The organism is Geobacter psychrophilus, assembly GCF_056821595.1.
Genome location: NZ_JBXDTU010000004.1, coordinates 108139 through 132599 on the forward strand (window position 1 = coordinate 108139; position 24461 = coordinate 132599).

Consider the following 24461-nt stretch of genomic DNA (forward strand, 5'->3'; position numbering starts at 1 on the left):
CCCAACAGGGAGGATGTATGAATATACCAGAGAACGTGTGTACGAAGTTCGCACAGGGATGGCTGGCGGTGCTGGCCGGTTTCAGCGCCGTGCTGCTGACGGTGGTTCTGGCCGTTGATTGCCAGGCAGCCGGGGTGCGGCAGAAACGTTTCGCGACCCCCGAGCAGGCGGTCCAGGCGCTGGTCGAGGCATCCAGAACCGATGATCTGAAGGGGATGCTGGCCATCCTGGGACCGGGCAGCCGGGAGTTGATCTATTCAGGCGACGGTGTGGCCGACAATGCGGGACGGGACCGATTTGTGGCGGCCTACGAGCAGAAGCATTCCCTGGCAGTAAAAAACGACAGCACCCGGATCCTGCAGATCGGCGCCGATAACTGGTCCCTGCCGATCCCGATCGTCAAGCGCTCGAACGGCTGGGTTTTCGATGCCGGCAAGGGCAAGAAGGAGATCCTGAACCGCAGGATCGGCCGCAATGAACTGCAGGTAATCGAGGTGCTGGACGCCTATGTGGATGCCCAGCAGGAATACGCCAGCAAGGATTGCAGAGGGACCGGGAAGGTGGAATTCGCCCAGCGCATCATCAGCACCCCCGGTTCCCATGACGGTCTGTACTGGGAAGCCGGGGCGGGCGAACAACAGAGTCCGCTGGGACCACTGATGGCACGTGCGGCCAAGGAAGGCTATGACACCAGGGACGGCAGCCTGTCTCCATTCCACGGCTATTATTTCAAGATACTGACCGGCCAGGGCCCCAACGCCACCGGCGGTAACTACCAGTACGTGGTCAAGGGGAAGATGATCCTCGGCTTTGCCCTGATCGCCTACCCGGCTGAATACGGCAATTCCGGCGTCATGACCTTTATGGTCAATCAGGAGGGTGTTATCTACGAGAAAGATCTTGGCAAGGGCACGCTCCGGTTCGCCGAGGCTGCCACCCTGTTCAATCCTGACAAGGGGTGGAAAAGGGTGACACGGGCAGAACCATCCGGACAGAAAACAACTCCACCGGCAGGGCAGATGCAATGAGTCCGGACAGGTTGATTGTCAGTTGCCAGGCAGAGCGGACACCTTTGATCTGACAGAAAAAGCCCCGGATAAATTTCCGGGGCTTTTTTTATACAACAATTGGCGCTGCCTGTGATGCTTTATCCCGATCCGTCGGCAACTCCCTTTACACTGTCGAATGGTACGCCCGCTTTCGGACCGCACCAACCAGGTTAACCTTAGGGTTCGCCTTTTTTAAGCGGTTTATACGCGCTTGACGGATGGCTTAGGACGCTTTCGCGTTGTCGCAGCAGCGCCAATAATGTTTGCTCCGGAATACCGTTAGACCGTTTGAGCATACGTCCTTTGTTCACTATCACCCGAATAACGCATCAGCCGCTTTTCTCCGCAACGGGTCTGCATACCGCGTTTAATTCCAGGTTATCTTCCGTTAGGTATCGACAGGTTCCTCAATAGCGTGTTCGCGCATATCCCAGAGCAAATATCAAAGAGCAGCACTTCTTACAGTCTTATTGTACCGCCAAACATTGATTTTGTCTAACATTGAAGCAAGGAGTGCCCTGCACACCATGGATGCTGATATTTTTATGGAGATGTGGGATAATTTAAGCAGCAAGCAGCAGTCAAGATAAAGGTGGTGTTTTGCATGTCAGCTCAGACAGCTGTAGAAGAGGCGGAAATAATCGAGAAACTTGCCGAAGAAGCCGCCATCCTGGTAGAGGGAGACGACACAAAGAAAGACCTGAAAGAGAAGCGGGGAATCTTGAAACAAACCTTGTACGATGGTTCGCGTAAACTGAAACACACGATCCCGAAAGGTAAACACCTGTAGCGATACAAAAGCCTCTGAAAATCAGAGGCTTTTGTACAACGTACTCAAATTTTCCTAACGTTTGCCGCCTGGAGGCCTTTGGGGCCTTTGACGATTTCAAATTCAACATCATCCCCTTCTTGCAGAGACTTGAAACCATCACCCGTGATTGCGGAAAAATGACAGAAAACATCTTCACCGCTTTCCTGTTCGAGAAAACCAAACCCCTTTGAATCATTGAACCATTTCACTTTTCCTTTAACCATGTGCTTGTAACTCCTGACATTTTATTTTACCCGCAAAACGCACCGGGCATAGTAAACCGTATCAGCAATACCAGCATTGTCAAGCCTCATAGCAATTAAATGCAACTTAATTATACAACCCCCTGAAAAAGATCACATAAAGGTCAATATTCCCTGTCAAGTTAAACGGAATCTACGTGTATACTGTAGGCATCAGGCAATACAATTGCTGACAGGTTGTGACAAGCTGACAACCTGTAAAGGCGATGTGACCATGGATAAAGATAAAGCAGGGTGCACGGACAGCGATAAAAATTGCGGCGTGACGGTCTGCGCATGCGATAGCGGGGAACAGCTTCGCTATTGGTGCGAAACCTGCCAGCGTTTTGGTGCGGATAAACGCTGCCCGGGCTGCGGCCTGAAGTGTCGCAGGGTCCAGCGGAGCGGCAAGGGGTGAAACACGCATTTCCGTGACGGAACAGCTCCATTTTGGTAAAATATGTCCATAGGTGCAACCAACCGTAAAGAGGAGTCAGCCATGAAAAACCTATGTGTTGCGCTTGCATTAGTGGCGGCATCTGTGTCGTTTTCAACTATGGCTCTGTCCGAAGAGAAAACAACAGTACTGCCTGAAGGGTATGATCAGTACAAGGCTTCAGAACTGAACAGCCAAAAGGACATCTGCCTGATTATGGCTAAAAACTGCAGCGGCGGAGAGGATAACGTTTTGAAAAGGGTCAATCGGCTCAATAAGGAAATTGAGAAAGGGTCCTCTGTTTACTCCCCTGAAGAGCTGAAAAATTTCCAGGAACAGTTGAACTGGATTTATTACGAGAGCAATGAGTTCCCGGCTGTCAGGTTAGACGGTTAGGGAAATGGCGAAGCAAACTTGGAAAGGAACTGTAATCGCCCCTGATGGGGGAGGCTCTGCAGAGCGCACCACGCGCAAATCAACATGACGGCTTGAACTGCAGCGGCGTACAGCCCGGACACAACAAAGGCGTCCACACGGCCGCCTTTGTTGTGTCCGGGCAAGGCAGTACCCGGGCCTTTCCGTTGTTGCGTGGCTAGAGGATACTCTTGACCAGCTCCAACGCCTCGGCTGCAATCGACTCAGCCGGATGCGTGGCATTGATGATACCGACCTTGGCGGCCGGAAGCTTTGCCAGCTCCCGCTTGTAACAGACAGACTGCCGGCGGATATCCTCCGGCGTGAAGAGTCCCTCGATTCTCAATCCCAGATTGTCCAGGGCAATCTCCGGAGCAACGTCCAGATATATGGTCAGGTCAGGTGCAACCTCGCCCCCGAAATTCAGACCGCGGGCACGTGCCTCAAGTTTGTCGAATTCCTCTGTGTACCAATCGTGCCCTTTGAGTTCTGCATAAGCAATCGAGGCGAGCGTGAAGTTCTTGCAGAGGACAATCTTGCCGGAACGGATTTCATCGCGGATCACACTGCAGGCCCGGGCCCTGGAGGCAAGTTCGTAGAAGAAATCGGGTTTGAACAAACCATAGCGCCAGCCGCAATCCAGGTCCAGCGCTCCCATGAGCTGCGCCCGGCCGGTATCGGGGCTGTCGATCTCGTACACCTCGTGCCCCTGACGCACCAGCGCCTCCCGTAACTTATCAGCCAGAACCACCGCATACTTGCCCGCTCCGTAAATGCCTTCGATGACGACCAGTTTTCCTGTTTTCATGGTGACTCCTTCCGTGTGATACTGCTGGCGGCAGCAATGGCACCGCGCCATTCATGTGGATGATCTTATTAGAGTATAGCATATAAACCAGGTATCTGATGCAGCAGCACGTCATGAGCAGAAAAAACGTCCGCCATAAAGCTGACCGGGAAGGGAAGGAGGTCCGAGTGGAACCGGATATTCATCCTGATCCTGGCAGAATGAAAACCTCAACAAAAATTCGATGCAACGTCTTGTCGTTATTTCCCGGCGGGCTGTTTTCGTGTACAGTGGCTTTGCGGATACTGCATCAGGATGAGACCTTACGGACGAGGAGCGCTTTTCAGGATGGACCAACAGCCAGCACAACTCATTGCTTGCCACGACTGTGACCTGCTCCAGCGGGAGATTCCCCTCAAACCGGGTTGTGCGGCCAGCTGCAGCCGCTGCGGAGCGGTGCTGTATCGAAACGCCACCGACAGCATCGACCGCACGCTGGCCTTCACCATTTCAGCCTTCGTGCTGTTCATGATCGCCAATGTCTTTCCCATCTTCGCGATCGAACTCCAGGGCTCCCACAGCGAGATCAACCTTCTGGGCGCCGTGAGTTCCCTCTGGGACCAGCAGATGCAGTTTATCGCTCTGATTGTATTGGTGACCACCATCCTGATTCCGGCCCTGGAGCTGATCACCATGACCTATCTCCTGCTGCCGCTCAAATTCCGGCACATCCCGGCCGGATACATACACTTCCTGCGCATGATGCGGATTGCCAAACCGTGGGGCATGGTCGAGGTGTTCATGCTCGGCGTACTGGTTTCGCTGGTCAAGCTTACCAGCTCGTTCAAAGTCATCCCCGGTATCGCCCTCTGGTCGTTCGGCGCCCTGACCCTTTTGCTGGCAGCCGCAGCCGCTTCGTTCAGCACCCGCGATGTCTGGGCGCGCCTGGAGAGAAAAGCGGACACGGAGGCAGCGGCATGACCGAACTGACGCAGAGCGCCGCAGAACAGGGTCTGTGTGCCTGTCACGTCTGCAACCTTGTATCCAGACGGGAACGGACGCCGAAACCGGCACACTGCCCCCGCTGCGGCGCCTCCCTGCACTTCCGCAAGCCCGGCAGCGTATCGCGCTGCTGGGCGCTGCTGATCAGTGCCTATATCCTGTATATCCCCGCGAACCTCCTGACGATCATGGAGACCAGTTCGCTTTTCAGCTACCGCAAGGACACCATCGTAAGCGGCGTGGTCGAACTGTGGAGAACCGGTTCCTGGGCGATTGCCATAATCGTATTCGTCGCCAGCGTCACGATCCCGCTGCTCAAACTGATCTCGCTGACCCTGCTGCTCGTATCGGTGCAGCGCCGCTCGCGCTGGCACCCCCGGCAGCGCACGCGCCTGTACCGGCTGGTGGAACTGGTCGGCCGCTGGTCCATGCTGGATATCTATGTTGTAACGCTCCTGGCTGCACTGGTGCAGCTCGGCTCCATGGCAACGGTCAAGGCCGGTCCGGCAGCACTAGCCTTTGGTGCCGTGGTGGTACTGACCATGCTGGCGTCCATGCAATTCGATCCGCGCCTGATCTGGGATCCCCTTCAGAAAGAGAGTACTTCATGAACGATACACCACAACTTCCCGAACACTCCGATATTCCCGACGCAGTCAGCGAAACGCGGCGGCGCTTCTCGATCCAGCTGGTCTGGATCATCCCCATTATCGCGGCTCTGATCGGCCTTTCACTTGCGGTCCAGGCCTACATAAACCGTGGAGAGACCATCACGATCACCTTTCAAACCGGAGAAGGTCTGGCGGTGGGCAAAACCAAGATCAAGTACAAGGATGTGCAGATCGGCGAGGTCAAGGAACTGGCCATTGCCAAGGACCGCTCTCACGTGGTTGTGACCGCCGAACTGACCAAGGATGCCCGGGGGCTGCTGGTGAAGGACACCCGCTTCTGGGTGGTACGGGCGCGGATTTCAGGCGGAAGTGTCTCCGGGCTCAGCACCCTGATCGGCGGAACCTACATCGGCGTCGATGCCGGCACCTCGACCGAAAGCAGGGATGATTTCATCGGCAGCGAGACGCCGCCGGCCGTATCCCTGGACGTGCCCGGTCGCCAGTTTATCCTGCACGCCGATGACGCCGGTTCGCTCGACACCTCTTCGCCGATATTTTCCCGACGCATGCAGGTGGGTCAGGTGATCGCCACCGAACTGGACAAGGACGGCAAAGGGGTAACCATACGCATCTTCATCCGGGCCCCCTACGATAAGTATGTCAAGACCAACACCATCTTCTGGCACGCCAGCGGCGTTGATCTGACCCTCAACGCCAGCGGGGTGAAGATCAACACGGAATCCATGCTCTCAATCCTTCTGGGAGGCATTTCCTTCCAGAACCCGCAGGACCGGCCCGAGGCACCGGCCGCCTCCCCCGACACGGTCTTCCCCCTGTTCCCGACCAAGGATGAGGCCCTGAAGCATGCCGATGCGGTCGAAAGCTACCTCCTGGCATTCAAGGAATCGGTGCGCGGCCTGCAGGTCGGCGCTCCGGTGGATTTGCGGGGCGTGACCGTGGGAGAGGTGACCAGGATCGATGTGACAATGGACCCCAGGAATCCGGAGATCTCCGTCCCGGTCCAGATTCAGCTTTACCCGGAGCGACTGGGTGCCCGCTACCGCAGCGTAGCGCAGCAGGGTAAGACCCTGGATTCCCGGGCACTTCTGGACTCTCTCGTCGCACGCGGTTTCCGGGCCGAAATCAAAAGCGGGAGCCTCTTGACCGGGCAGCTGTATATCGAGCTGGATTTCCATCCCAAGGCCAAGCCGGCAAAAATTGACTGGAGCTCAAAACCACCCAGGTTTCCCGTGGTTCCCGGCTCCATGGGGCAGTTGCAACAGAGCCTGACACAGCTCGCCCAGAAGTTTGAGAAAATGCCGCTTGAAGAGCTGGCCGGCGACGCCCGGAAATCGATCCAGTCTCTGGACGCCACCCTGAAGAGCGCCGAAAAACTCTTGAAAAACGTGGACAGTGCGATAATTCCGGAGGCCCGCGTGGTGCTGGTAGAGACGCGCCAATCACTGGAGGATGTACGCACAACACTGGCAGAGGCGCGCAAGACGCTGGGCGGAGCAAACCGGGTTCTGGGATCTGATGCGCCGGTGCAGCTGGACCTGCGCGAGACCCTGCGTGAGGTGTCGCGCGCCGCACAGTCACTGCGGGTGCTCAGCGAGTACCTGGAGCAGCACCCGGAATCCTTGATTCGCGGCAAACAGGAGGACAAGTAATTATGCGAAGGATTTATTTCTGGATAGTCGCCGCCAGCCTGGCCGTCGTTACGGCCGGCTGCAGCAGATCACCGCGGGTAACCTTCTACACCCTGGAGCCAGCTGCACAGGCCGGGACTGCTGACGCAGTCACGGCACTGCCGACGATTGCCGTCGGACCGGTCACGCTTCCCGAAGTTGTCGATCGGCCACAGCTCGTGGTACGGGTTGCCGCCAACCGGATGGAGATCCTGGAGTCGCAGCGCTGGGCCGAACCGCTCAAGAGCGAGATTCCCCGTCTTATAGCGGAGAACCTGCAGCGCCTGCTCGGGTCGCGCCGGGTGTCGTCCTATCTTCAGCATGCCGGGGCGGATGCGGATTACCGGGTACTGGTGGACATCCAGCGCTTTGAATCGGTAGCTGGGGAGTCCGTCACCATCGAGGCGATCTGGTCCCTGCGGCGTGCAGCGGGGGGCGCTCCCAAAACCGGACGCTCCGTGGTACGAGAACCTGTGGATGCTGTCGGCTATGACCCTCTGGTGGCAGCCTACGGCCGGGCACTCTTCGCCGTGAGCCGCGATCTGGCAACGGCAATCCGTGCAGAAACTGTCCTCGCGCAGTGACCCGGGAGGACATAACGGTTCACAGATCTTCAGCAGTCACAATCGCAACCCCGGCCGGAAGCGATTATTCGGGGCATGTACATACCAAAGGAAACATGGTCAGCACTTTGCATGCAGTATGCATGTGTCAGTGTGTTTAAGGGATGGAGTGATCATTTCGGCTGGAGGTATGCTCAGATGCCATTACTAAACTGGAGAGCAGAATATTCCGTGAATCAGGATGTGCTTGACAGCCACCATAAGCAGTTGTTCTCACTGCTTAATACTGTGTATGAAAATGTCATGAATTCACTGGAAGTCTGTTCGGTCCTTCCGTTGATTGACGAGTTGACGGAGTACACGAAAAGTCATTTCACGATGGAAGAGCAGCACATGAGAGACAAAGGATATCAGGAAATTGATACCCATATTTCAAAACATAGGGAGTTTACCCATACGATAGAGGCAATCAAGTCGCATTACCATGGGAACAATCTGGAAGCTGCCCGGGAACTGATGGTGGTGCTTGGAGAATGGCTGCTGCAACACGTCCTCAAGGAGGACATGAAGTATTCCAAAGAGAGATGAAACAGCCGTCACGAGCCGTTCACCAGGCTCAGCGATTTCATGCAAAAAAGGGTTACAGCGAAAAGCTGCAGCCCTTTTTCATTTTCAATCCAAACAGGTGAACGCTGAACGATCGGCAACTGCGCTATTCCGCTGAGATCAATACGTAGCAGGAGGATGGCTAAATGGAATCAACTGCGTGCTGTAACATGGCAATGTGACCGTGGCTGAACTCAACCATCACGTCCAGCAGTCGTGACAGCTCCGGATTGACAATCTGTTTACTGGCTTCAACATGGTAATTCTCGACAGATTTCTCCAGAATCAGCGCCAGCATATACGCTTCCCTCAAAGAGGGCGGGTTGTTTCTGATACTTTCGTGAAGCATATCTACCTGCTCCACTATCATCTTGAGCATGTAATTCTCACTGTCGAAACACGTATAATTATTGCAATGGATGGCCCTGGCCATCCTGAACTCTTCGGCATGACACTCTTCCTCCAGGGCCATTTCTGTCCAGAGCGCCGTCACCTGGGGTGAGTCGGAAAAAATCCCGGCCAAGGCGTAATAGATGGATGCACAGGACTCCTCAATCAGAACGCAGGCATCGAGAGTGCTCATTCCTTTCCACATCGCAGAAGTCGAATCTGTCATTGGCCACACCTCACGGAGTTTCGCCTGCCCTTATTTCCTGGTTTTATCCTACCACACAAGCTGCACATGTAAATCATTGATGCCCTAATCAATAATGGCTTCAACATGTCGCACCCTGAAAAAACCGGACAGGTAACAGGCCTCTGACGAAAATTCTCAATCTAAAGCGGTTCGAGAAGCGTATAATCAATAGCAGAGGAAGTACAATGATTCCTGAAACGTAAAGGATCAGCAGAAGGGAGAAGGTGAGGTTATGAAAGTCCTCGATATAGTTGTGACGGTGTTACTTGTCATTGGTGCCCTTAACTGGGGCCTGGTCGGTTTCTTCGGATTTAACCTGGTTGGAACGCTGTTCGGTGAAACAGCTGCCCTTACACGTCTGATATATGCAGCAGTCGGGGTATGCGGTCTGTATGAAGCATACAATTTCACCGTTGGCTATGATGCTATGCACCATCGCTGGTGTGACATGTCAGGAGCAATGAAACATTAACATACCTCCCGCACTCCGGGAGATAAAAACAGCCGCTCCGGAACGGGGCGGCTGTTTTTGTGTCCAACAAAAACTCATTGTGAATAAGACGACATAAACAGGACGAATGGGACGGGGCTAGTTTTTCTTTACCTTGGGAATAAAGATTTCATCCGGGTCAAGCACTTCATGAATGATACGCAACTCTTCCCGGGTGGGAACCCGGGTTTCGCCGGCAACCCGGGAGATATCCAGGTCAAACTGGCACATGTCGCGGATTTCAGCCGGGCTCTTGCCGGGATGACAGGTATCCAGGTACATCCGGCCGCTGCCCTCGTCAAAACGGAAGACGCCGGCAGTGCTTATCACTGCAGACGGACCGCCGCGAAAGGCAGCGCCGTAGAGCTCACGACGGTGGACAAACTCGCCCCCCGGCCATTTTTTGACCCGCCAGCCGGGACTGGTGATGTAACTGACGTTCTCCACGAAACGGCGCTTTTCATGCACCATGATGAAGACCGTTCGTTTGGCGAAGGAGTTGATATCCGGGTTGCCGCCGCTGCCGGTCAGGCGCAGTTCGGGATTGAGATAGTCACCAATGCAGGTGGTGTTGACGTTGCCGAACAGATCGACCTCGGCCCCCCCCAGGAAGCCCAGGTCCACCAGGCCGCGCTGGGCAATACTGAAGGCGTCGTTCAGCCCCGAGGAGCGTGAAGCCCCCATCTCGCAGCGGGCATCGCCGACCGAGGTGGGAAGCTCGGGGGGACGACCGTCCAGGGTGCCGGCTTCAAAGATCAGTTTCAGATTGGGGGCATGGGTCTTCTGGGCCAGCATGATTGCAACCATCGGCAGGCCGGTGCCGGCAAAGACGATCTCGTGGTCACCTACTTCGCGGGAGGCGGCACAGCAGAGCAGGTCAGCCAATCCGTATTCTTCCGGTTGAGCGTACTCAGACATATCAATTCCCTCCCTTTTTTTCGCGAGGACTGTAATTCATGGCACTGTTGGCCTTCATCTTCAGCATCCGCGGCCACCCCAGCTTTTCCAGATACGTCATGTGATCCAGACCAAAGATCCATTCCTTGGCGAACTCGTCAAAGCCCTCCTGGGTGCGGGTCATGCTGTAGAAATCCTTGAGGAAATAGCCATCCACATCGTAGCGACCGAACATGCCGGTCGGATGGGCGCCATAAGGGCACTCCAGAATGTAATCCACCTCAAAGCTGGGGATGGTGTTCTGGTCGGCATTGCGGCGCAGATACTCTTCCGGCACGATCTCCTCGGCGATGGCAATGGTAATGTCCGCGGTCCGGGCGACCTCGGGGTCGGAGTAGTACTGGCCGTTGACCCGCACTGTACCTTCTTCGCCCACCTGCTGCACGCTGAGAATCGCCACGTCCACCTTGGCCGCCGGGACCAGCACCTGGGCACCGGCGCCGAAAAAGGGATCTTCGGTAAAGACATACTTATGCTTCGCAATCCGCTGGCCGTCACGTTTCCCGGCCCTGCCGAGCATGTCGTACTCCGGATTGTGGATATCGGTCCCCAGCGCAGTCTGGGTAACGGCATAGGCGGCCCCCTGGGCAGCGGCGGCGAACCGGAACATCATCTCGGCATGACTGTAATCCTCGACAATGATCTCCTTGTTGCCGACCTTGCGCGACAGGTTGGCGCCGTACTTGCCGTACAGTTCGTGGCCGACCCAGCACGATTCCCAGATATCGACACAGCCGGCGCCGACCAGAAATTCGGTTTGCGGCCCGCCGTTGACCTCGATCAGATGGAGGCCGCGGCGATGCTGGCGGATCAGTTCATAGATCAGGGCAAAAGGACGCCGCCAGATCGTGAATCCTGAAAACGTGAGGCTGGAACCGTTTTTGACCACTTCGGCCGCCTGCTGCAGGGTGATGCGTTTGCTGTTGCTCATGCGTCCCTCCTTTTCTTAAAGGCTTTCGTTATCAGTTGAAATTCCTCAAGATCTCCCTGGAAATAATCAGCCGCTGGATCTCGCTGGTGCCCTCATAGATGGAGGTTATCCGCGCATCACGTGTGTAGCGCTCGATCGGATAATCCTGGGTATAGCCATAGCCCCCCAGCATCTGCATCGCTTTGTAGCAGGCCCGGTTGGCGGACTCGGTGGCAAACAGCTTGGCCATGGAGGCCTCTTTGGCAAAGCTCTTGCCGGTCTCCTTGCGCCAGGCAGCGCTCATCAGCAGCAGCCGGGCCGCCTCAAGCTCGGTGTAGCCGTCCGCCATCATCCATTGCAGGGCCTGGAAACTGCTGATCTTTTGACCGAACTGGGTCCGCTCGGTGGTGTACCTGGTGGAGTAGTCCATGGCAGCCAGCCCTACCCCGAGCGCCAGAGAACCGATGCCGATGCGGCCACCGGTCAGTTCAGCCACGGCAATGCGGAAGCCGTCATTAAGCTTGCCCATCATGGCGCTGGCCGGGATGCGGCAGTTGTCAAAGATCAGTTCATTGGTGGCCGAGGCGTGCTGCCCCATTTTCCGCTCTTCCTTGCCGATGATCAGGCCGGGGGTGCCGCCTTCTATAAGGAAACAGCTGATCCCTTTCCCCTTGGGGGCATCCTTGTCGGTAACGGCCCAGACAACGAACACGCCGGCATAAGGGGCGCTGGTAATAAAGATTTTGGCACCATTGAGGATATACGCGTCTCCATCCCGGGTCGCCTGGGTACACATTGCCGAAGGATCTGAACCGGCCCCGGTCTCGGTCAGGCCGAAGCCGCCGGCGGCATACTCGCCGGAGCAGATTTTTGGGATGTACCGCATTTTCTGTTCTTCGTTGCCGACCGCCTGGATCACTTCGCAGACCATGTTGTTGACCGACAGCGTCACAGCGGTGGAGGCGCAGGCACGGGCGATTTCGGTTATCGCCACACTGAAGGCAACCACCCCTGCCTCGCATCCGCCATACTGTTCCTTGACGTTCAGCCCCATGAAACCGAGCTCCGCCAGTTTCCTGAGGTTCGCCAACAGCGCAGTACGGTCATGTCCGCTGTCGAGCGCGGCCGCCACCGGCTCCAGCTCTGCCCGGGCAAAATCTCTGGCAGTATCCTGGATCAACTTCTGCTCTTCCGTCAGATCGAGATACATGTACGCCCCCTCTGCTTTGTTGTATTCAAACAGGATTGAACTGCGCTCCGGTTTATCTGACGGTTTCAATCGGCACATCCTGCTGCTTGCCCCATTCCTGCCAGTAAGCGGAACTCTGACTGCTAAAGGCAGCCCGGTACTCTTCCGGGGTGGCAACCTGCAGCGCATCCTCCAGCCGGTTTTTGAAATGCGGCTCCAGCGCCGCCACAGCCACCCAGCCGTCCGCAGTCCGGTAGATGTTGTATTCCGGGATCCCACCCCCCAGCGAGGCTCCGGGGATCGTGCTGCCATACTGCAGCGGTTCGGCAAAGGCGTTGACCGCTTCCGAAAGCGCCACAATTTCATGACCGCCGTTCCCGCTCCGCTCCCGTTTGAAGAGCAGGGCCAGGGCAGCGGATATCGAGCGCTCGGCACCCGCCATATCGGACAGCAGGGTGCGCGGCATATGGGGCGGATCGATCAGCCCCATGGACGCCTGATAGGTCAGGTCATGGCCGGCTTCATTGTCGCGCGGTCCCGGATACCCGACAATCACCACCTGGCAGAGTCGCGGAAACAGCTGCTGCAACGTATCGGGATCAAGCCCCAGACGCGCCATGGCGGATGGACGGGTTGCGGTAATCAACACATCAGCGCACGCCAGCAGATCGAGCAGTTGCTGTTTCCCTTCCGGGCCCTTGAGATCGATCCGCAGGACCGTATGGCCGGCCGCCATATCGCGATACCAATCGGGGTAATAGATCTCCATCGGATCCCCGGACGGGGCTTCCACCTTGATCACCTCGGCACCCATCCGGCTCAGGCGCTGTGCAGCAGCCGGCCCCGGCAGGTTGGCAGCCAGATTGATGATTTTTACGCCCTTGAGTATACCCATGCTGTATTCTCCCAAGCCAACAAGCGGTCAGCGTGTCAGCGCCGTTGTCAGTGCCGGCGCAAACTGCAGCACATCGGCCACCACCAGTACGTCGGCGATTTCTCCAATGGGTGCGTCCTTGTCCTTGTTGATGGCGATGATGAAATCGGATTTCTTCATGCCGGCCAGATGCTGGATGGCGCCCGAGATGCCGCAGGCCACGTACAGCTTGGGCGATACGGTCTGGCCGGTGGTGCCGACCTGATGATCATGGGCCACCCATTCAGCGTCGACGACCGGGCGGCTGGCGCCCAGTTCGCCACCCAGGGCCTTGGCCAGGGCAGCGATGACCGCTACGTTATCCTTTTTGCCGATGCCGCGGCCGGCGCTGACGATGACGTCGGCCTTGGCCAGATCGATCTCTTTCTTCTCGGCCGGCTCGTAGCCGCTGAATTGGAGTGCCGAGGTCTTGTCCCCTTCGATCTTCTGCAGCTGCGGTGTGCCGCCCGGCTGGAGGACCGGAAAGGCGCCGGCCTGGATGGTGAGTACGGCCCTTCCGCCGGCCGGTTTGACGGTGCGGCGCATCTTGCCGTTGCAGCAGCTGGTTTCATAGCCGCCGGGGGCAAGGGCGACGATCTCCGATACCTGGCCGACTTTGATACTGACGGCGACCCGCGGCGCCAGGTCCCAGCCGTAGGAGGAGTGCAGAAAGACGATCGCGTCCGGCTGTTCTTGTTCGACGACCTGCAGGATCAGTTTCTTGTGGACTTCCGGGTTGTACTCGCCGTAGGTGGCGGCATCCGCCAGATACAGCCTTCCGTTATAGGCGGGCAGCTGTCCTTCGCTGCCGACCAGCAGCATGGCACTCTCACCCCCCAGCTGGTCGGCAAAGCCGAACAGTTCGTAGGTGGCTTCCAGCAGTTTTCCTTCGCGGTATTCGCCGATCAGTAATGTTTTCATGGTTGTCTCCTATCTCAGGACCGTGGTTTTTTCCTTGAGTATGCCCATCACCTTCTGTACCAGATCGCCCACGTCCCCTTCCAGTACGATGCCGCCCCCTTTTTTGGCGGGGGGATGGAAGCTGGCGGTCTGCACCAGTGCTTCTTCCGTGAGCAGGTCGGCTACGGCCAGCGGGGTGATCTCCTTCTTTTTGGCCTTCATGATGTTGGGCAGGGTCGGGTAGCGCGGTACGTTGAGTCCCAGCTGGCAGGTGACCAGGGCCGGCAGGGGCAGCTTTGCGACCCCTTTGATGCCCCCTTCCAGTTCGCGTTTGGCGGTGATGCTGCCGTTGTCATAGGCAAAGCCGACCAGGGTGGTGGCACAGGCATAGCCGAGCAGTTCGGCGACGGTAACGCCGACCTGGGCCGAGCCGCGGTCCTGGGACTGCATGCCGGTGAAGATCAGGTCGAAGCCCTGTGTTTTGGCATAGGCGGCAATGATGGAGGCGACCTGCCAGGGGTCCTTTTCATGGATAGCGGGGTCCTGGATATGCACGGCGTTGTCGCACCCCATGGCCAGGGATTTCTTGATGGCTTCGACGACCCGGTCCGGGCCGATGGAGAGTACGGTCAACTGAGCAGAGTCGCCCAGCTGTTCACGCAGCTGCACCGCTTGTTCCACGGCGTATTCGTCGTATTCGTTCATGCGCCAGGCCAGATCGCTGTCGCTGTACCAGGTGCCGGAGCTGTTCGGCTTGAAGCGTGATTCCATGTCAGGAACCTGTTTGATGCAGACCAGTAGTTTCATAAATGTCTCCTTCTTGATTCTTTAGCCACAGAGATCACAGAGGCCACAGAGAAATCACAGTTTCATTTTGATTTAATGCATTTTCTCTGTGCTCTCTGTGTCCTCTGTGGCGTACAGTTATTAAACAGCTATTCGTTCCGCCACGATCTCCGCCAGGTCTCTGACCCGGATCTGTCCTTCCGCCCCGCCGGTCTTGATGCCGTCTTCAAACATGGTCAGACAGAAGGGGCAGTTGGATACCAGCAGCGGTGCACCGGTATCAGTGGCCATCTTGACCCGGGCCTCGCTGATCTTGCTGCCGATCTTTTCTTCCGCCAGGATACGGCCGCCGCCGGCGCTGCAGCAGAAGCTGTCGTAGCGGGATTTGTCCATTTCGGTGATGCGGCCGCCAGCCTGTGTGAGGATGCTGCGCGGCTGGTCGATGATGTCCATGTAGCGCCCCAGGTAGCAGGAGTCATGGTAGGTGAAGTTGAAGGGCTCGGGGGTTAGCTTGAGCCGCTCGCTGTCCAGCAGGGTGTGGATGTAGGTGCTGTAGTGCTCAACCGGGATGTCCAGACCCAGGTCCTTGTAGTCGCGGGCCAGGGTGTTGAAGCAGTGCGGACAGGTGGTGACGATCCGTTTGACCCCGTAGCCCCTGATCAGTTCGATGTTTTCCTGGGCGGTCATCTGGTACTGGTATTCGTTGCCCAGCTTGCGGGACGGTTCGCCGCAGCATTTTTCCTCTTTGCCGAGGATGCCGATTTTTACGCCGGCGGCGTTGCAGATGGTGATGAAGTTGCGGGCGATGGCCTGGTTGCGCTTGTCGAAGGAGGCGTAGCAGCCGACAAAGTAGAGGATGTCGACCTCGGAGTCCTGTTCCATGATCGTGACGTCCAGCCCTGCGGCCCATTCCCCGCGGGCGGCATAGGCCAGGCCGAAGGGGTTGCCGTTGACTTCCAGGTTGTTGATGGCGGTTTTGACTTCGTCGCCGGGGAAGGCGCCTTCCATCAGGGTCAGGTTCCGGCGCATCTCCAGGATCTTGTTGACATGCTCAATGTTGGCCGGGCAGATATCCTGGCAGGCGCGGCAGGTGGTGCAGGCCCAGAGGGCATCCTGGCTGACGGTTTCGATCAGGTTGGCCTGCGGGTTGCTGAAGGCAACCTCGCCGATCTGCTGGACGATCTTCATGGGTGAGAGCGGTTTGTCGGTGGCATAGGCCGGGCAGCGCTCCTGGCAGCGTTTGCAGGAGGTGCAGGCGTCAGCGTCGAAGATGTCTTTCCAGGTCAGGTCGCCGATTGCAGCGGCGCCGAACTGCTCGATGCTTTCGTCTTCCAGGTTGATGGTCGGGATGTAGCCCTTGGCTTCAAAGGGGGCCAGAAAGGCGTTGGCCGAGGTGGTGAAGATGTGGCGCAGCTTGGTGTAGGGTATGGCACAGAAGAAGCCGAGGACCAGGGCGAAGTGCAGCCACCAGAGGATCTTGTGCGTGACCAGCAGGGAGTCACCGCTTGTACCGGCAAACAGCTGCGCCGCGACGAAACCTATGGGGGAGAAATGTGCCAGCCCTGGATTCTGCTGCAGTTCGGTGGCAGCCATACGGGCGCCTTCGACCAGGAAACCGGTGACCAGGATGGCGAAGAGCAGCTGCAGGACGATGTAGTCGTCCCGGACGATCTCCAGCCCCTTGGGCCTGATGACGAAACGGCGGTAAAAGAGCCCGGCCAGCATGAGCAGCGACAGCAGTCCGGCCAGGTCAAGTACCAGCGAGAAGGCCTTATAGAATTCACCTGACAGGATATTGATGTGTAGCAGAGGGGTAAAGTAATCGGCCTGCAGCATGACCAGCAGGGTGCCGACAAACAGGGTCAGGAATCCCCAGAAAAACAGGGCATGGGGCAGTCCGCCGCTTTTGACGCGCGAAATCTTATCCTGGCTGAAGACGTCACGGATCATGCGCAGGACCCGCTGGTCGTACCGATCGAAACGGTTCAGTGCTTTGCCCTGTTGCCAAAGCGGCAGGCGCTTCCAGAAGCCCCAGGCCAGGACGCCAAAGGCGGCAAAGGCCAGAAGGTACATGGGGATGACGACCCCGTGTCCAATGTTCCAGTATATTTCGCGGGTTGCTTCCATCCTTACTCCTTGCCCTACACTGCATTCTACATCATGTTTTAATACTGATTAATTATCTAGTTCCTTCTCCCTCTGGGAGAAGGTGGCCGAAGTCCGGATGAGGGGCCGCGATACAATACAACACCTGCTCCCCTCACCCTAACCCTCTCCCAGAGGGAGAGGGGACTTATTGAACCCAATCGCCTACGACAACAGCAGTTTCGAGATAACCACCCGCTGTACCTCGTTGGTGCCTTCGTAGATCTCGGTGATCTTGGCGTCGCGGTACATGCGCTCCACTTCGTAGTCGGCGATGTAGCCGTAGCCGCCGTGAATCTGCACCGCCTCCTTGGTGACAAAGGTGGCGGTTTCCGAGGCGTGCATCTTGCACATGGCCGATTCCATGGTGTAGCTCTTCTTGGCATCTTTCAGGCAGGCCGCCCGGTACGTCAGGAGTTTGCTGGTTTCGATGCTGGTCCACATATCGGCCAGCTTGAACTGGATCGCCTGAAAGTCGCAGATGGGCTGGTCAAACTGCTTGCGCTCCTTGGAATAGGCCAGGGCCCGTTCAAAGGCCCCTTCGGCGATGCCGAGGGCCTGGGAGGCGATCCCGATCCGGCCGCCGTTGAGGGTGTCCATGGCAACGTTGAAGCCCTTGCCCTCCTGCCCCAGCAGGTTTTCAACCGGGACGCGCAGGTTGTCGAAGGCAAAGGCGGTGGTGTAGCTGCCGCGAATGCCCATCTTGTTCTCGTTCTTGAGGATGGTGACGCCGGGTGACTGCAGGTCGACAATGAAGGCACTGATGCCCTTGTGCTTCAGGCTGCGGTCAAAGGAGGCTATCAGCACACCGGTCCCCAGGTAGCCGCCATTGGTGATGAAGGTCTTGCCGCCGTTGATGACGAATTCATCCCCTTCACGCTTGTAGGTGGTGGCGGTCCCCCCTGCATCGCTGCCGGCATTGGGCTCGGTCAGCAGGAAACAGCCGATTTTCTTGCCGGTGTTGAGGTCCGGCAGCCATTTCTTCTTCTGCTCTTCAGTACCAAAGGTGTAGATCGGGCCGCTGGCCAGGGAGGTGTGGGCCGAGATCAGGACGCCGCTGGAGCCGCAGGCCTTGGAGACCTCTTCGACCACGATGGCGTAGGAGAGCATGTCCAGACCGGCACCGCCGTATTCTTCCGGCAGATAGCTGCCAAGAAAGCCCATTTCACTCATTTTTGCAACAAGAGAATCGGGGATCATATGATCCTCGTCGATCTTCATGGCAATCGGCTTGATTTCTTTCTCGACAAAGTCTCGTACGGCGGATTGCAACACCTTGTGGTCCTGGCTCAGTTCGAAATTCATGACTACCTCCCTGTTGTGTTGGTATTATTTTCCTTGGAACGCAGCTTTGCGCTTTTCCACAAACGCCCCCATGCCTTCTTTCTGATCCGCAGTGGCAAAGAGAACCCCGAAGAGAGAGGCTTCGTAACGGAAACCGTCCTCCTTGCCCATATTGAGACCATTGGCAATCGCGTCCTTGGCATAAGCGACGCCGAGCGTCCCGAGCCGGGCAATCGCCGTAGCCACCTCCATAGTTTTCGGGAGCAGCTCTTCGGGGGCAAATACCTGGTTTACGATCCCCCACAGGCAGGCCTTCTCGGCATTCAGCATGCTGCCGGAGAAGATCATCTCGTTGGCGCGGTTCGGCCCGATCAGCCGGGGCAGGTTCTGTGTCCCGCCAAAGCCGGGCATGATACCCAGGGTTACTTCCGGAAAACCGAACCGGGCCTTTTCGGAGGCGTAGATAAAATCACAGGCCAGCGCCAGTTCCAGGCCACCGCCCAGGGCATAGCCATTGACAGCAGCGATGACCGGCTTGGTCATCTTTTCGATCAGCATCATGACCCGCTGCCCCTTGAGGCCGAACTGATGCCCTTCAAAAGAGTTCATGGCAGACATTTCCTTGATATCCGCACCGGCAACAAAGGCCTTGTCTCCGGCACCGGTAATGACCACCACTTTGACCGCGGCATCCAGGTTCAGCCCGTACAGGGCACATTCCAGTTGTCCAAGAATGGAGCTGTTCAGGGCATTCATGGTGCGGGGGCTATTGATGGTCAGTGTGGCGACGCCATCGGTTGTTTCAATCAGCAGATCGGTAAATTCCATATTCAATCTCTCCCGTTAGTAGGTATAGAATCCTCTTCCTGATTTGCGCCCCATGTATCCGGCATTGACCATCTTGACCAGTAGCGGGCAGGGACGGTATTTGGGATCCTTGAAACCGTCATAGAGCACATTGGCGATCGCCAGCACCGTATCCAGGCCGATGAAATCCGCCAGGGTCAGCGGCCCCATCGGCTGATTGGTGCCGAGTTTCATCCCCTTGTCGATGTCTTCTGCGGTGGCGATCCCTTCATACAGGGCAAAAACTGCCTCGTTGATCATCGGGATCAGGACCCGGTTGACAATAAATCCGGGATAATCCTGGGAAACCGCCATCTCCTTCTCCAACTTGGCCACCAGTTCGGAGATCAGCCTGAAAGTTGCATCACTGGTGGCGTGCCCCCGAATGATCTCGACCAGTTTCATGACCGGCACCGGATTCATGAAATGCATGCCGATCACCTTGTCCGGACGTTTGGTAACTGAGGCGATTTTGGTAATCGGTATGGATGACGTATTGGAAGCCAGAATTGCGCTGGGTTGCACAATGTCATCCAGCTTGCGGAAGATATCCAACTTGAGAGGCTCGTGCTCAGTGACCGCTTCCACGGCAAATTCCACATGTGCCAGATCGGTCATGTTCTTCGTGGTCATTATCCGCCCCACTGTCTCCCCGACCAGCGACTCAGCGATAACACCCTTTTTTGCTTGACGCTCCAGGTTCTGCCTGATGGTTGTGATCGCTTTTTCGAGTTGCACTTCGGAAATATCGAAGAGAACAACCTGATAGCCGAACTGGGCGAAAACATGTGCAATGCCGTTACCCATCTGACCTGCGCCGAGAACTCCTACTTTCGAAATCATAGTCCCTCCATAACCCTGTTTAAGGGATAGTGTAGTAAGGCTCAACCAACTCAAACTCTCTCGAATATTACCGCCACCGCCTCGCCGCCGCCGATACACAGCGTGGCCAAGCCGTAGCGCTTGTTCTGGCGATGCAGTTCACGGATAACGGTTGCCGCCAGACGGGCGCCGCTGGCGCCGATCGGATGGCCGATGGCACAGGCACCGCCATTGACGTTGACCTTTTCCTCCGGCAGCTTCAGTCCCTTGATTGCCAGCAGCGTTACCAGGGCAAAGGCCTCGTTGATCTCGAACAGATCGATATCATTCAGGGAAAGACCGGCCTTGGCGCACACCTTTTCAATGGCGCCGATCGGCGCATCCGGGAAATTGTCCGGGTGGCGGCTTTCGGTGGCATACGCAACAATACGGGCCTTCGGCTTCAGGTTGTACCTGGTCAATGCCGCTTGATCGGCCAGCATCAGCATGGCGGCGCCATCGCTGATACTGGAGGCATTGGCGGCAGTGATGGTGCCGTCCTTTTTAAAGACAGACTTGAGGGTGGTAAACTTGTCAAAATTCACCTTAAAGGGCTCTTCATCCTCGCTGACGAGCGTCTCAGCCCCACGCACATTTTTGACGACCGGCACTATTTCATCCTTGAAGACCCCCTCCTTGATGGCAGCCTGGGAGAGTCTGAAGGAGCGCAGGGCAAAGGCATCCTGCTCCTCGCGACCGATACCGCTCTGCGCGGCACTTTTCTCGCCGATATCGCCCATATGGACGCCGGTGTAGGGGTCGGTCAGTCCGTCATGGACCATCAGGTCGATAATTTCACCGTTGCCCATGCGGAAGCCGTTGCGCGCCTTCTTGAGGAAATAGGGGGCCATGGACATATTTTCCATGCCGCCGGCAATCACGAGGGATGATTCCGCCAGGCGAATGGAATCTGCGCCGAGCATGATCGACTTAAGGCCGCTGCCGCACACCTTGTTGATCGTCAAAGCAGGTGTCGAGTCCGGGATGCCGGCAGCACGCATGGCCTGACGGGCCGGGGCCTGACCCACACCACCGGAAAGCACTTGACCGATAATCACCTCGCTGACGGCAGAAGCAGGGACGTCTGAAGCTTGCAGCAGGCCTTTGATCACCGTTGCTGCGAGTGTGGTGGAAGGAATCTCGGAGAGTACGCCACCAAAAGATCCAAACGGTGTCCTTTTTCCGTCAACAACATAAACTTCTGTATTCATTGCAAGCCTCCTGTAAGTTTGTAATCCAAATTTATATTACGTTTACGTTCTAGTCAACTAAAAATGGAACGCGTTTTTATTTATTTTTATTCAGCAGCAAGATAGTTATACGTTACAGATTGATCCTGCTGTAACAACAATGAGAACATGCTGAGTATTATACATGCATACCAACATGATTGCAGTATGTTATATCATATTAAAAACATGTTATGAACAACATCTGCTACGGCTCTGCAAAATGCGCACACGGTTTGATTGAGGGTAGGCAGGCTGTGACAGCCACGTAAATGATGTCAGTCTGATAAATATCCACCTGTAACCTTTGGCCGGTTCAATCAGTCTTCTATTCGGATAATTTAGACAAACAAAACCTGATAACACCAAGGAGAAAGAATCATGAAATGGAATGTTGCAATTTTTGCCACAATTTTTGCTTTGACTGTTGAGCAGGCGCGTGCCGACAACTTCCGCTGTCCCAACGGCAACATCGTCTCCACCGGCGACAGCATCTCCACTGTTGCGGCAAAATGTGATCCACCGGCCGGCATGTTCAAACGCGAGGAAGCGATGGAGATCGAAGTCAGCAGAGCGGAAAGCAAGACCGGGACAAAAACCATCTACATCGAGGTGCAGGAATGGACGTACAATCAGGGTTCAACGCTGCTGCATACCTTACTGTTCCGTAACGGCGTCCTGACTGAGGTACGTACCGGTGGCTTTGTACAATGACACATTACAAAAATACTGCGATTGATCTACCATGCGAAAACAGACTGAGGTACTACAATGAAACTTCATCAAAAGATTGCGGCCGGCGCCTTGTGCTGCCTGCTTGTGTTGTGTATCCCAGTCGCTCCTGTCAATGCCGCAACTGATCCGGGGATGCTCGAACAAGCCGTTTCTACGACCCTTGACCTTTGGCGTGACAACTGGATCACACAGCTTTATGAGCGATTGGCCCAGCGAGGCACAGAATCCAGGGATTCGTTTGTGGAAAAGCTGGGAGGAAATCATCCGTTTATTGAACGGACACCGGGTACTTCGGTGCGTCCGGCTTGCTGCTGGCAAAAATTGAATAACTTCAAGGTACTGAACGAGTATGACAACGAAGCTACCGTTTCCGCGAAAATCGGTCTCGAAAGCACCTATGTTTTCCCCTCTGACACCATGTATTCCGGCACACATGAAATTGTCAACGTTGATTACATCACTCGCGAATTCAAACTGATCCGTGAAGGAGGAACCTGGAAGATGCTGTTGAACGATATATTCAGTCTCCGGAGCTACCGAAGTAGCAATTAATCTCCAGCATCTATCAGGATGTTAAAAAGGGGCGCTACATCGGCAGCGCCCCTTTCCTTTTTCCTATATCTGACACTGCTACAAAAACGTGATCGCATCCGGGATATCGGTCATCTTGCGACCACCCTCAGGTGTTACGGCAAAGGTGTTTTCGATACCGATCACCCCTTTGCCCGGGATGACGAACTTCGGCTCGATGGCAATGGTCTGGCCGGCCTGCAGCGGGACCTTGAAACCCTGGGCAATGACCGGAAATTCATCCAGTTCCAGCCCGACGCCGTGCCCGACAAAACGTGCCTGCTCGCCGGGCATCCCCATGAACCTGTCGCCAAACCCGCCCTGCTCCGCCAACTCTACCGCCTTTAAAAACAGCTCTTCACAGATGGCTCCCGGTTTCAGCTCACGCTGGAGATAGGCCTGGATTTCCAGTGCCAGGTCGAAGGCGCGCTGCAACTCCGGGTCAAGGGTGCCGATGACAAACATCCGGGTCATATCGGTAATGTAGCCGTTGAAGACACCGGTGAAATCGATCATCACCGGCATATCCCGGGCAATGAGATCGAGGGATGCCCCCTGGGGAGAGGCATTGGAGAGCCCCTTGCCGGTGACCGCACCATCGAAGAAGCCGTAACTGGCGGCCCCGGACGAAAGCGCCAGCCCGCCGAACAGCTCCTGGTTATAGGCCCGCATGCGGACAAAGCCTTCGTTGCCGGCCTTGCGCAGCCGGTATTCAAACTCGGCCGCCAGGTCCAGCTCGCGCATGCCCTCCTTCAAAAACTCCGGAACCTTGGTAAAGATCGCAGAAAGTGCATCGCCGCTGGCCTTGATCTGCTGCAGCTCAAAGACGGATTTGACCGAGCGCACCTCACGGTTGAGCGGCGATATGTCGACGAATTCACGATCCGCCAGCAACTTAGAATAGAAATTCAGCTGCTGCACCGGTGCCACGTCATAGGTAAAGCCGATTTTAAGCGCCTCGGCCGGGAGTGTTGCAGCGAACTCCTTGCTGGAAGGAAAAGGGCGGATGTCCGCCAGTGGACTCTCACCCTTGGCCCGGGCAAGGCTTTTGCGCACCATCAGGATCGGTTCTCCAGCGGTCGGCAGCCAGAGGGTCGAGTTCTGGCGGGTACCGGAAAAATAGTAGACATCAATCGGAAAGATGAACAGGGCGCCGTCCAGCCCTTTATCTTTGAGCTGCGCCTGCATGGCGGTAATTCTCTGTGCAGCTTCATCGCGGGTAATCATATCTGCCTCCAGCATGGGATAGTGTAGGAACCGTACTACGGCCACTCGTTGTAATAGGCTATCTCCGGCAGCTCCTTGCGCGGCCGCGCCTTGGGCTCCTGATCCGGGTAGCCCAGCGGCGTGATGCCGATGATCCGGATATCGTCCGGAATAGCGAGGGCACGCTTGATCTGCTCTTCATTGTACCACCCCATCCAGCAGGTACCCAGCCCCAGGGCGTGGGCGGCCAGACAGAGATGTTCAAAGGCGATGGCAGTGTCGGCAATATAATACTCGATGCCGTTCTCCACCCCTGATTCCCGGGGATCGGCACAGACCACGATCACTACCGGTGCCATGGCGATCGCCTTTTTGCCCGGATTGTCATCGGGAAAGGCCGCCAGCACCCTGGCCCGTTGCTCTGCATCGTCCAGCACCAGAAAACGCCAGCACTGCATATCCTTCCAGGAAGGGGCCAGACGGGCAGCATCCAGAATCTGTTCGATCTTTTCCCGCTCAACCGGCGTGTCCTTGTATTTGCGGATGCTGCGCCGGTCGCGGATAACCTGAAAAATATCCATGTTCAATCCCCCC

28 protein-coding genes are annotated in these 24461 nt (G+C 56.4%); 12 read left to right on the forward strand and 16 right to left on the reverse strand.

The genetic code is table 11. The annotated features are described in order from the left end of the window. Positions 1-17: 17 nt before the first annotated feature. Both ACOCF6_RS02660 and ACOCF6_RS02665 read left to right on the forward strand, forming a co-directional pair. The gene (locus tag ACOCF6_RS02660) at positions 18-1028 is read left to right on the forward strand and encodes a DUF2950 domain-containing protein (RefSeq protein ID WP_482458838.1); all 1011 of its coding nucleotides are present in this window, start codon (positions 18-20) and stop codon (positions 1026-1028) included. Positions 1029-1653: 625 nt separating this feature from the next. Further along, positions 1654-1839: a hypothetical protein gene (locus ACOCF6_RS02665; protein ID WP_482458839.1), complete on the forward strand. Its 186-nt coding sequence runs from the start codon at positions 1654-1656 to the stop codon at positions 1837-1839. Positions 1840-1883: 44 nt separating this feature from the next. Here ACOCF6_RS02665 and ACOCF6_RS02670 read toward each other — a convergent pair whose 3' ends face one another. Continuing rightward, positions 1884-2084, reverse strand: a complete 201-nt coding sequence (locus ACOCF6_RS02670) for a cold-shock protein (protein ID WP_482458840.1) — start codon at positions 2082-2084, stop codon at positions 1884-1886. A gap of 253 nt (positions 2085-2337) precedes the next feature. On the opposite strand from ACOCF6_RS02670, the gene ACOCF6_RS02675 reads away from it, so the two are divergent. Next, positions 2338-2520 (forward strand): hypothetical protein, encoded by a 183-nt coding sequence (locus ACOCF6_RS02675; RefSeq protein WP_482458841.1) that lies wholly within the window; start codon positions 2338-2340, stop codon positions 2518-2520. A 42-nt stretch (positions 2521-2562) separates the two neighbouring features. After that, entirely contained in the window at positions 2563-2934 is a 372-nt protein-coding gene (locus ACOCF6_RS02680; protein ID WP_482458842.1) for a hypothetical protein, read from the forward strand. A 196-nt stretch (positions 2935-3130) separates the two neighbouring features. On the opposite strand, the gene ACOCF6_RS02685 is transcribed toward ACOCF6_RS02680, so the two are convergent. Continuing rightward, the gene (locus tag ACOCF6_RS02685) at positions 3131-3760 is read right to left on the reverse strand and encodes a dTMP kinase (RefSeq protein WP_482458843.1); all 630 of its coding nucleotides are present in this window, start codon (positions 3758-3760) and stop codon (positions 3131-3133) included. 327 nt (positions 3761-4087) lie between these two features. Between ACOCF6_RS02685 and ACOCF6_RS02690 the strand changes: the two genes are divergently transcribed. The 5 genes from ACOCF6_RS02690 (at position 4088) to ACOCF6_RS02710 (ending at position 8191) form a co-directional block, all read left to right on the forward strand. After that, positions 4088-4720 (forward strand): paraquat-inducible protein A, encoded by a 633-nt coding sequence (locus ACOCF6_RS02690; RefSeq protein ID WP_482458844.1) that lies wholly within the window; start codon positions 4088-4090, stop codon positions 4718-4720. Continuing rightward, positions 4717-5352 carry a paraquat-inducible protein A gene (locus ACOCF6_RS02695; protein ID WP_482458845.1) on the forward strand — a complete coding sequence of 212 codons (636 nt, stop codon included), beginning with the start codon at positions 4717-4719 and terminating at the stop codon, positions 5350-5352. Before ACOCF6_RS02690 ends, ACOCF6_RS02695 begins: the two co-directional genes overlap by 4 nt. Further along, the gene (locus ACOCF6_RS02700) at positions 5349-7022 is read left to right on the forward strand and encodes a PqiB family protein (RefSeq protein WP_482458846.1); all 1674 of its coding nucleotides are present in this window, start codon (positions 5349-5351) and stop codon (positions 7020-7022) included. Before ACOCF6_RS02695 ends, ACOCF6_RS02700 begins: the two co-directional genes overlap by 4 nt. Positions 7023-7024: 2 nt before the next feature. Next, a complete protein-coding gene (locus ACOCF6_RS02705; RefSeq protein ID WP_482458847.1) occupies positions 7025-7624 on the forward strand; it encodes a PqiC family protein in 600 nt (199 codons plus the stop codon). Between the two features lie 177 nt (positions 7625-7801). Then, the gene (locus ACOCF6_RS02710; protein WP_482458848.1) at positions 7802-8191 is read left to right on the forward strand and encodes a bacteriohemerythrin; all 390 of its coding nucleotides are present in this window, start codon (positions 7802-7804) and stop codon (positions 8189-8191) included. A gap of 160 nt (positions 8192-8351) precedes the next feature. Here ACOCF6_RS02710 and ACOCF6_RS02715 read toward each other — a convergent pair whose 3' ends face one another. Next, positions 8352-8792 (reverse strand): hypothetical protein, encoded by a 441-nt coding sequence (locus ACOCF6_RS02715; RefSeq protein ID WP_482458849.1) that lies wholly within the window; start codon positions 8790-8792, stop codon positions 8352-8354. A 286-nt stretch (positions 8793-9078) separates the two neighbouring features. On the opposite strand from ACOCF6_RS02715, the gene ACOCF6_RS02720 reads away from it, so the two are divergent. Beyond that, positions 9079-9318 carry a DUF378 domain-containing protein gene (locus ACOCF6_RS02720; RefSeq protein WP_482458850.1) on the forward strand — a complete coding sequence of 80 codons (240 nt, stop codon included), beginning with the start codon at positions 9079-9081 and terminating at the stop codon, positions 9316-9318. Between the two features lie 117 nt (positions 9319-9435). Here ACOCF6_RS02720 and ACOCF6_RS02725 read toward each other — a convergent pair whose 3' ends face one another. The 11 genes from ACOCF6_RS02725 to ACOCF6_RS02775 all read right to left on the reverse strand — a co-directional run bounded on the left by ACOCF6_RS02725 (position 9436) and on the right by ACOCF6_RS02775 (position 21338). Continuing rightward, on the reverse strand, positions 9436-10254 hold the full coding sequence (locus ACOCF6_RS02725) for a CoA-transferase subunit beta (RefSeq protein ID WP_482458851.1): 819 nt from the start codon (positions 10252-10254) through the stop codon (positions 9436-9438). Position 10255: 1 nt separating this feature from the next. Further along, a complete protein-coding gene (locus ACOCF6_RS02730) occupies positions 10256-11224 on the reverse strand; it encodes a CoA transferase subunit A (protein WP_482458852.1) in 969 nt (322 codons plus the stop codon). A gap of 31 nt (positions 11225-11255) precedes the next feature. Next, positions 11256-12482, reverse strand: coding sequence for an acyl-CoA dehydrogenase family protein (locus ACOCF6_RS02735; protein WP_482458853.1), 1227 nt, complete (start codon positions 12480-12482; stop codon positions 11256-11258). Continuing rightward, entirely contained in the window at positions 12466-13287 is an 822-nt protein-coding gene (locus tag ACOCF6_RS02740; protein WP_482458854.1) for a CoA transferase, read from the reverse strand. Before ACOCF6_RS02740 ends, ACOCF6_RS02735 begins: the two co-directional genes overlap by 17 nt. Positions 13288-13314: 27 nt before the next feature. Continuing rightward, complete coding sequence (locus ACOCF6_RS02745) at positions 13315-14226, reverse strand: electron transfer flavoprotein subunit alpha/FixB family protein (RefSeq protein ID WP_482458855.1); 912 nt, start codon at positions 14224-14226, stop codon at positions 13315-13317. 9 nt (positions 14227-14235) lie between these two features. Next, positions 14236-15012: an electron transfer flavoprotein subunit beta/FixA family protein gene (locus tag ACOCF6_RS02750; protein ID WP_482458856.1), complete on the reverse strand. Its 777-nt coding sequence runs from the start codon at positions 15010-15012 to the stop codon at positions 14236-14238. 120 nt (positions 15013-15132) lie between these two features. Further along, the gene (locus ACOCF6_RS02755) at positions 15133-17118 is read right to left on the reverse strand and encodes a heterodisulfide reductase-related iron-sulfur binding cluster (RefSeq protein ID WP_482458857.1); all 1986 of its coding nucleotides are present in this window, start codon (positions 17116-17118) and stop codon (positions 15133-15135) included. 183 nt (positions 17119-17301) lie between these two features. Beyond that, on the reverse strand, positions 17302-18441 hold the full coding sequence (locus tag ACOCF6_RS02760) for an acyl-CoA dehydrogenase (RefSeq protein WP_482458858.1): 1140 nt from the start codon (positions 18439-18441) through the stop codon (positions 17302-17304). A 24-nt stretch (positions 18442-18465) separates the two neighbouring features. Next, complete coding sequence (locus ACOCF6_RS02765) at positions 18466-19248, reverse strand: enoyl-CoA hydratase/isomerase family protein (RefSeq protein WP_482458859.1); 783 nt, start codon at positions 19246-19248, stop codon at positions 18466-18468. Positions 19249-19263: 15 nt separating this feature from the next. Beyond that, positions 19264-20109 (reverse strand): 3-hydroxybutyryl-CoA dehydrogenase, encoded by an 846-nt coding sequence (locus ACOCF6_RS02770; RefSeq protein ID WP_482458860.1) that lies wholly within the window; start codon positions 20107-20109, stop codon positions 19264-19266. Between the two features lie 50 nt (positions 20110-20159). Beyond that, a complete protein-coding gene (locus ACOCF6_RS02775; protein ID WP_482458861.1) occupies positions 20160-21338 on the reverse strand; it encodes a thiolase family protein in 1179 nt (392 codons plus the stop codon). Between the two features lie 399 nt (positions 21339-21737). Here ACOCF6_RS02775 and ACOCF6_RS02780 point away from each other — a divergent pair, with 399 nt between their 5' ends. Both ACOCF6_RS02780 and ACOCF6_RS02785 read left to right on the forward strand, forming a co-directional pair. Further along, entirely contained in the window at positions 21738-22070 is a 333-nt protein-coding gene (locus ACOCF6_RS02780) for a DUF2845 domain-containing protein (RefSeq protein ID WP_482458862.1), read from the forward strand. 57 nt (positions 22071-22127) lie between these two features. After that, positions 22128-22643, forward strand: a complete 516-nt coding sequence (locus ACOCF6_RS02785) for a hypothetical protein (protein WP_482458863.1) — start codon at positions 22128-22130, stop codon at positions 22641-22643. A 78-nt stretch (positions 22644-22721) separates the two neighbouring features. On the opposite strand, the gene ACOCF6_RS02790 is transcribed toward ACOCF6_RS02785, so the two are convergent. Then, a complete protein-coding gene (locus ACOCF6_RS02790) occupies positions 22722-23888 on the reverse strand; it encodes a M24 family metallopeptidase (RefSeq protein WP_482458864.1) in 1167 nt (388 codons plus the stop codon). 35 nt (positions 23889-23923) lie between these two features. After that, entirely contained in the window at positions 23924-24448 is a 525-nt protein-coding gene (locus tag ACOCF6_RS02795) for a nitroreductase family protein (protein ID WP_482458865.1), read from the reverse strand. Between the last annotated feature and the right edge of the window lie 13 nt (positions 24449-24461).

Excerpts from the sequence above, each read along its gene's own strand:
- ACOCF6_RS02745 (WP_482458855.1), bottom strand. The coding sequence starts at position 14,226 with ATGAAAACATTACTGATCGGCGAATACCGCGAAGGAAAACTGCTGGAA.
- ACOCF6_RS02730 (WP_482458852.1), bottom strand. The coding sequence starts at position 11,224 with ATGAGCAACAGCAAACGCATCACCCTGCAGCAGGCGGCCGAAGTGGTC.
- ACOCF6_RS02765 (WP_482458859.1), bottom strand. The coding sequence starts at position 19,248 with ATGGAATTTACCGATCTGCTGATTGAAACAACCGATGGCGTCGCCACA.
- ACOCF6_RS02690 (WP_482458844.1), top strand. The coding sequence starts at position 4,088 with ATGGACCAACAGCCAGCACAACTCATTGCTTGCCACGACTGTGACCTG.
- ACOCF6_RS02775 (WP_482458861.1), bottom strand. The coding sequence starts at position 21,338 with ATGAATACAGAAGTTTATGTTGTTGACGGAAAAAGGACACCGTTTGGA.
- ACOCF6_RS02715 (WP_482458849.1), bottom strand. The coding sequence starts at position 8,792 with ATGAGCACTCTCGATGCCTGCGTTCTGATTGAGGAGTCCTGTGCATCC.
- ACOCF6_RS02705 (WP_482458847.1), top strand. The coding sequence starts at position 7,025 with ATGCGAAGGATTTATTTCTGGATAGTCGCCGCCAGCCTGGCCGTCGTT.
- ACOCF6_RS02785 (WP_482458863.1), top strand. The coding sequence starts at position 22,128 with ATGAAACTTCATCAAAAGATTGCGGCCGGCGCCTTGTGCTGCCTGCTT.
- ACOCF6_RS02720 (WP_482458850.1), top strand. The coding sequence starts at position 9,079 with ATGAAAGTCCTCGATATAGTTGTGACGGTGTTACTTGTCATTGGTGCC.
- ACOCF6_RS02660 (WP_482458838.1), top strand. The coding sequence starts at position 18 with ATGAATATACCAGAGAACGTGTGTACGAAGTTCGCACAGGGATGGCTG.
- ACOCF6_RS02680 (WP_482458842.1), top strand. The coding sequence starts at position 2,563 with ATGTCCATAGGTGCAACCAACCGTAAAGAGGAGTCAGCCATGAAAAAC.
- ACOCF6_RS02795 (WP_482458865.1), bottom strand. The coding sequence starts at position 24,448 with ATGGATATTTTTCAGGTTATCCGCGACCGGCGCAGCATCCGCAAATAC.
- ACOCF6_RS02725 (WP_482458851.1), bottom strand. The coding sequence starts at position 10,254 with ATGTCTGAGTACGCTCAACCGGAAGAATACGGATTGGCTGACCTGCTC.
- ACOCF6_RS02695 (WP_482458845.1), top strand. The coding sequence starts at position 4,717 with ATGACCGAACTGACGCAGAGCGCCGCAGAACAGGGTCTGTGTGCCTGT.
- ACOCF6_RS02790 (WP_482458864.1), bottom strand. The coding sequence starts at position 23,888 with ATGATTACCCGCGATGAAGCTGCACAGAGAATTACCGCCATGCAGGCG.
- ACOCF6_RS02780 (WP_482458862.1), top strand. The coding sequence starts at position 21,738 with ATGAAATGGAATGTTGCAATTTTTGCCACAATTTTTGCTTTGACTGTT.
- ACOCF6_RS02755 (WP_482458857.1), bottom strand. The coding sequence starts at position 17,118 with ATGGAAGCAACCCGCGAAATATACTGGAACATTGGACACGGGGTCGTC.
- ACOCF6_RS02760 (WP_482458858.1), bottom strand. The coding sequence starts at position 18,441 with ATGAATTTCGAACTGAGCCAGGACCACAAGGTGTTGCAATCCGCCGTA.
- ACOCF6_RS02740 (WP_482458854.1), bottom strand. The coding sequence starts at position 13,287 with ATGGGTATACTCAAGGGCGTAAAAATCATCAATCTGGCTGCCAACCTG.
- ACOCF6_RS02750 (WP_482458856.1), bottom strand. The coding sequence starts at position 15,012 with ATGAAACTACTGGTCTGCATCAAACAGGTTCCTGACATGGAATCACGC.
- ACOCF6_RS02685 (WP_482458843.1), bottom strand. The coding sequence starts at position 3,760 with ATGAAAACAGGAAAACTGGTCGTCATCGAAGGCATTTACGGAGCGGGC.
- ACOCF6_RS02710 (WP_482458848.1), top strand. The coding sequence starts at position 7,802 with ATGCCATTACTAAACTGGAGAGCAGAATATTCCGTGAATCAGGATGTG.
- ACOCF6_RS02670 (WP_482458840.1), bottom strand. The coding sequence starts at position 2,084 with ATGGTTAAAGGAAAAGTGAAATGGTTCAATGATTCAAAGGGGTTTGGT.
- ACOCF6_RS02770 (WP_482458860.1), bottom strand. The coding sequence starts at position 20,109 with ATGATTTCGAAAGTAGGAGTTCTCGGCGCAGGTCAGATGGGTAACGGC.
- ACOCF6_RS02665 (WP_482458839.1), top strand. The coding sequence starts at position 1,654 with ATGTCAGCTCAGACAGCTGTAGAAGAGGCGGAAATAATCGAGAAACTT.
- ACOCF6_RS02675 (WP_482458841.1), top strand. The coding sequence starts at position 2,338 with ATGGATAAAGATAAAGCAGGGTGCACGGACAGCGATAAAAATTGCGGC.
- ACOCF6_RS02700 (WP_482458846.1), top strand. The coding sequence starts at position 5,349 with ATGAACGATACACCACAACTTCCCGAACACTCCGATATTCCCGACGCA.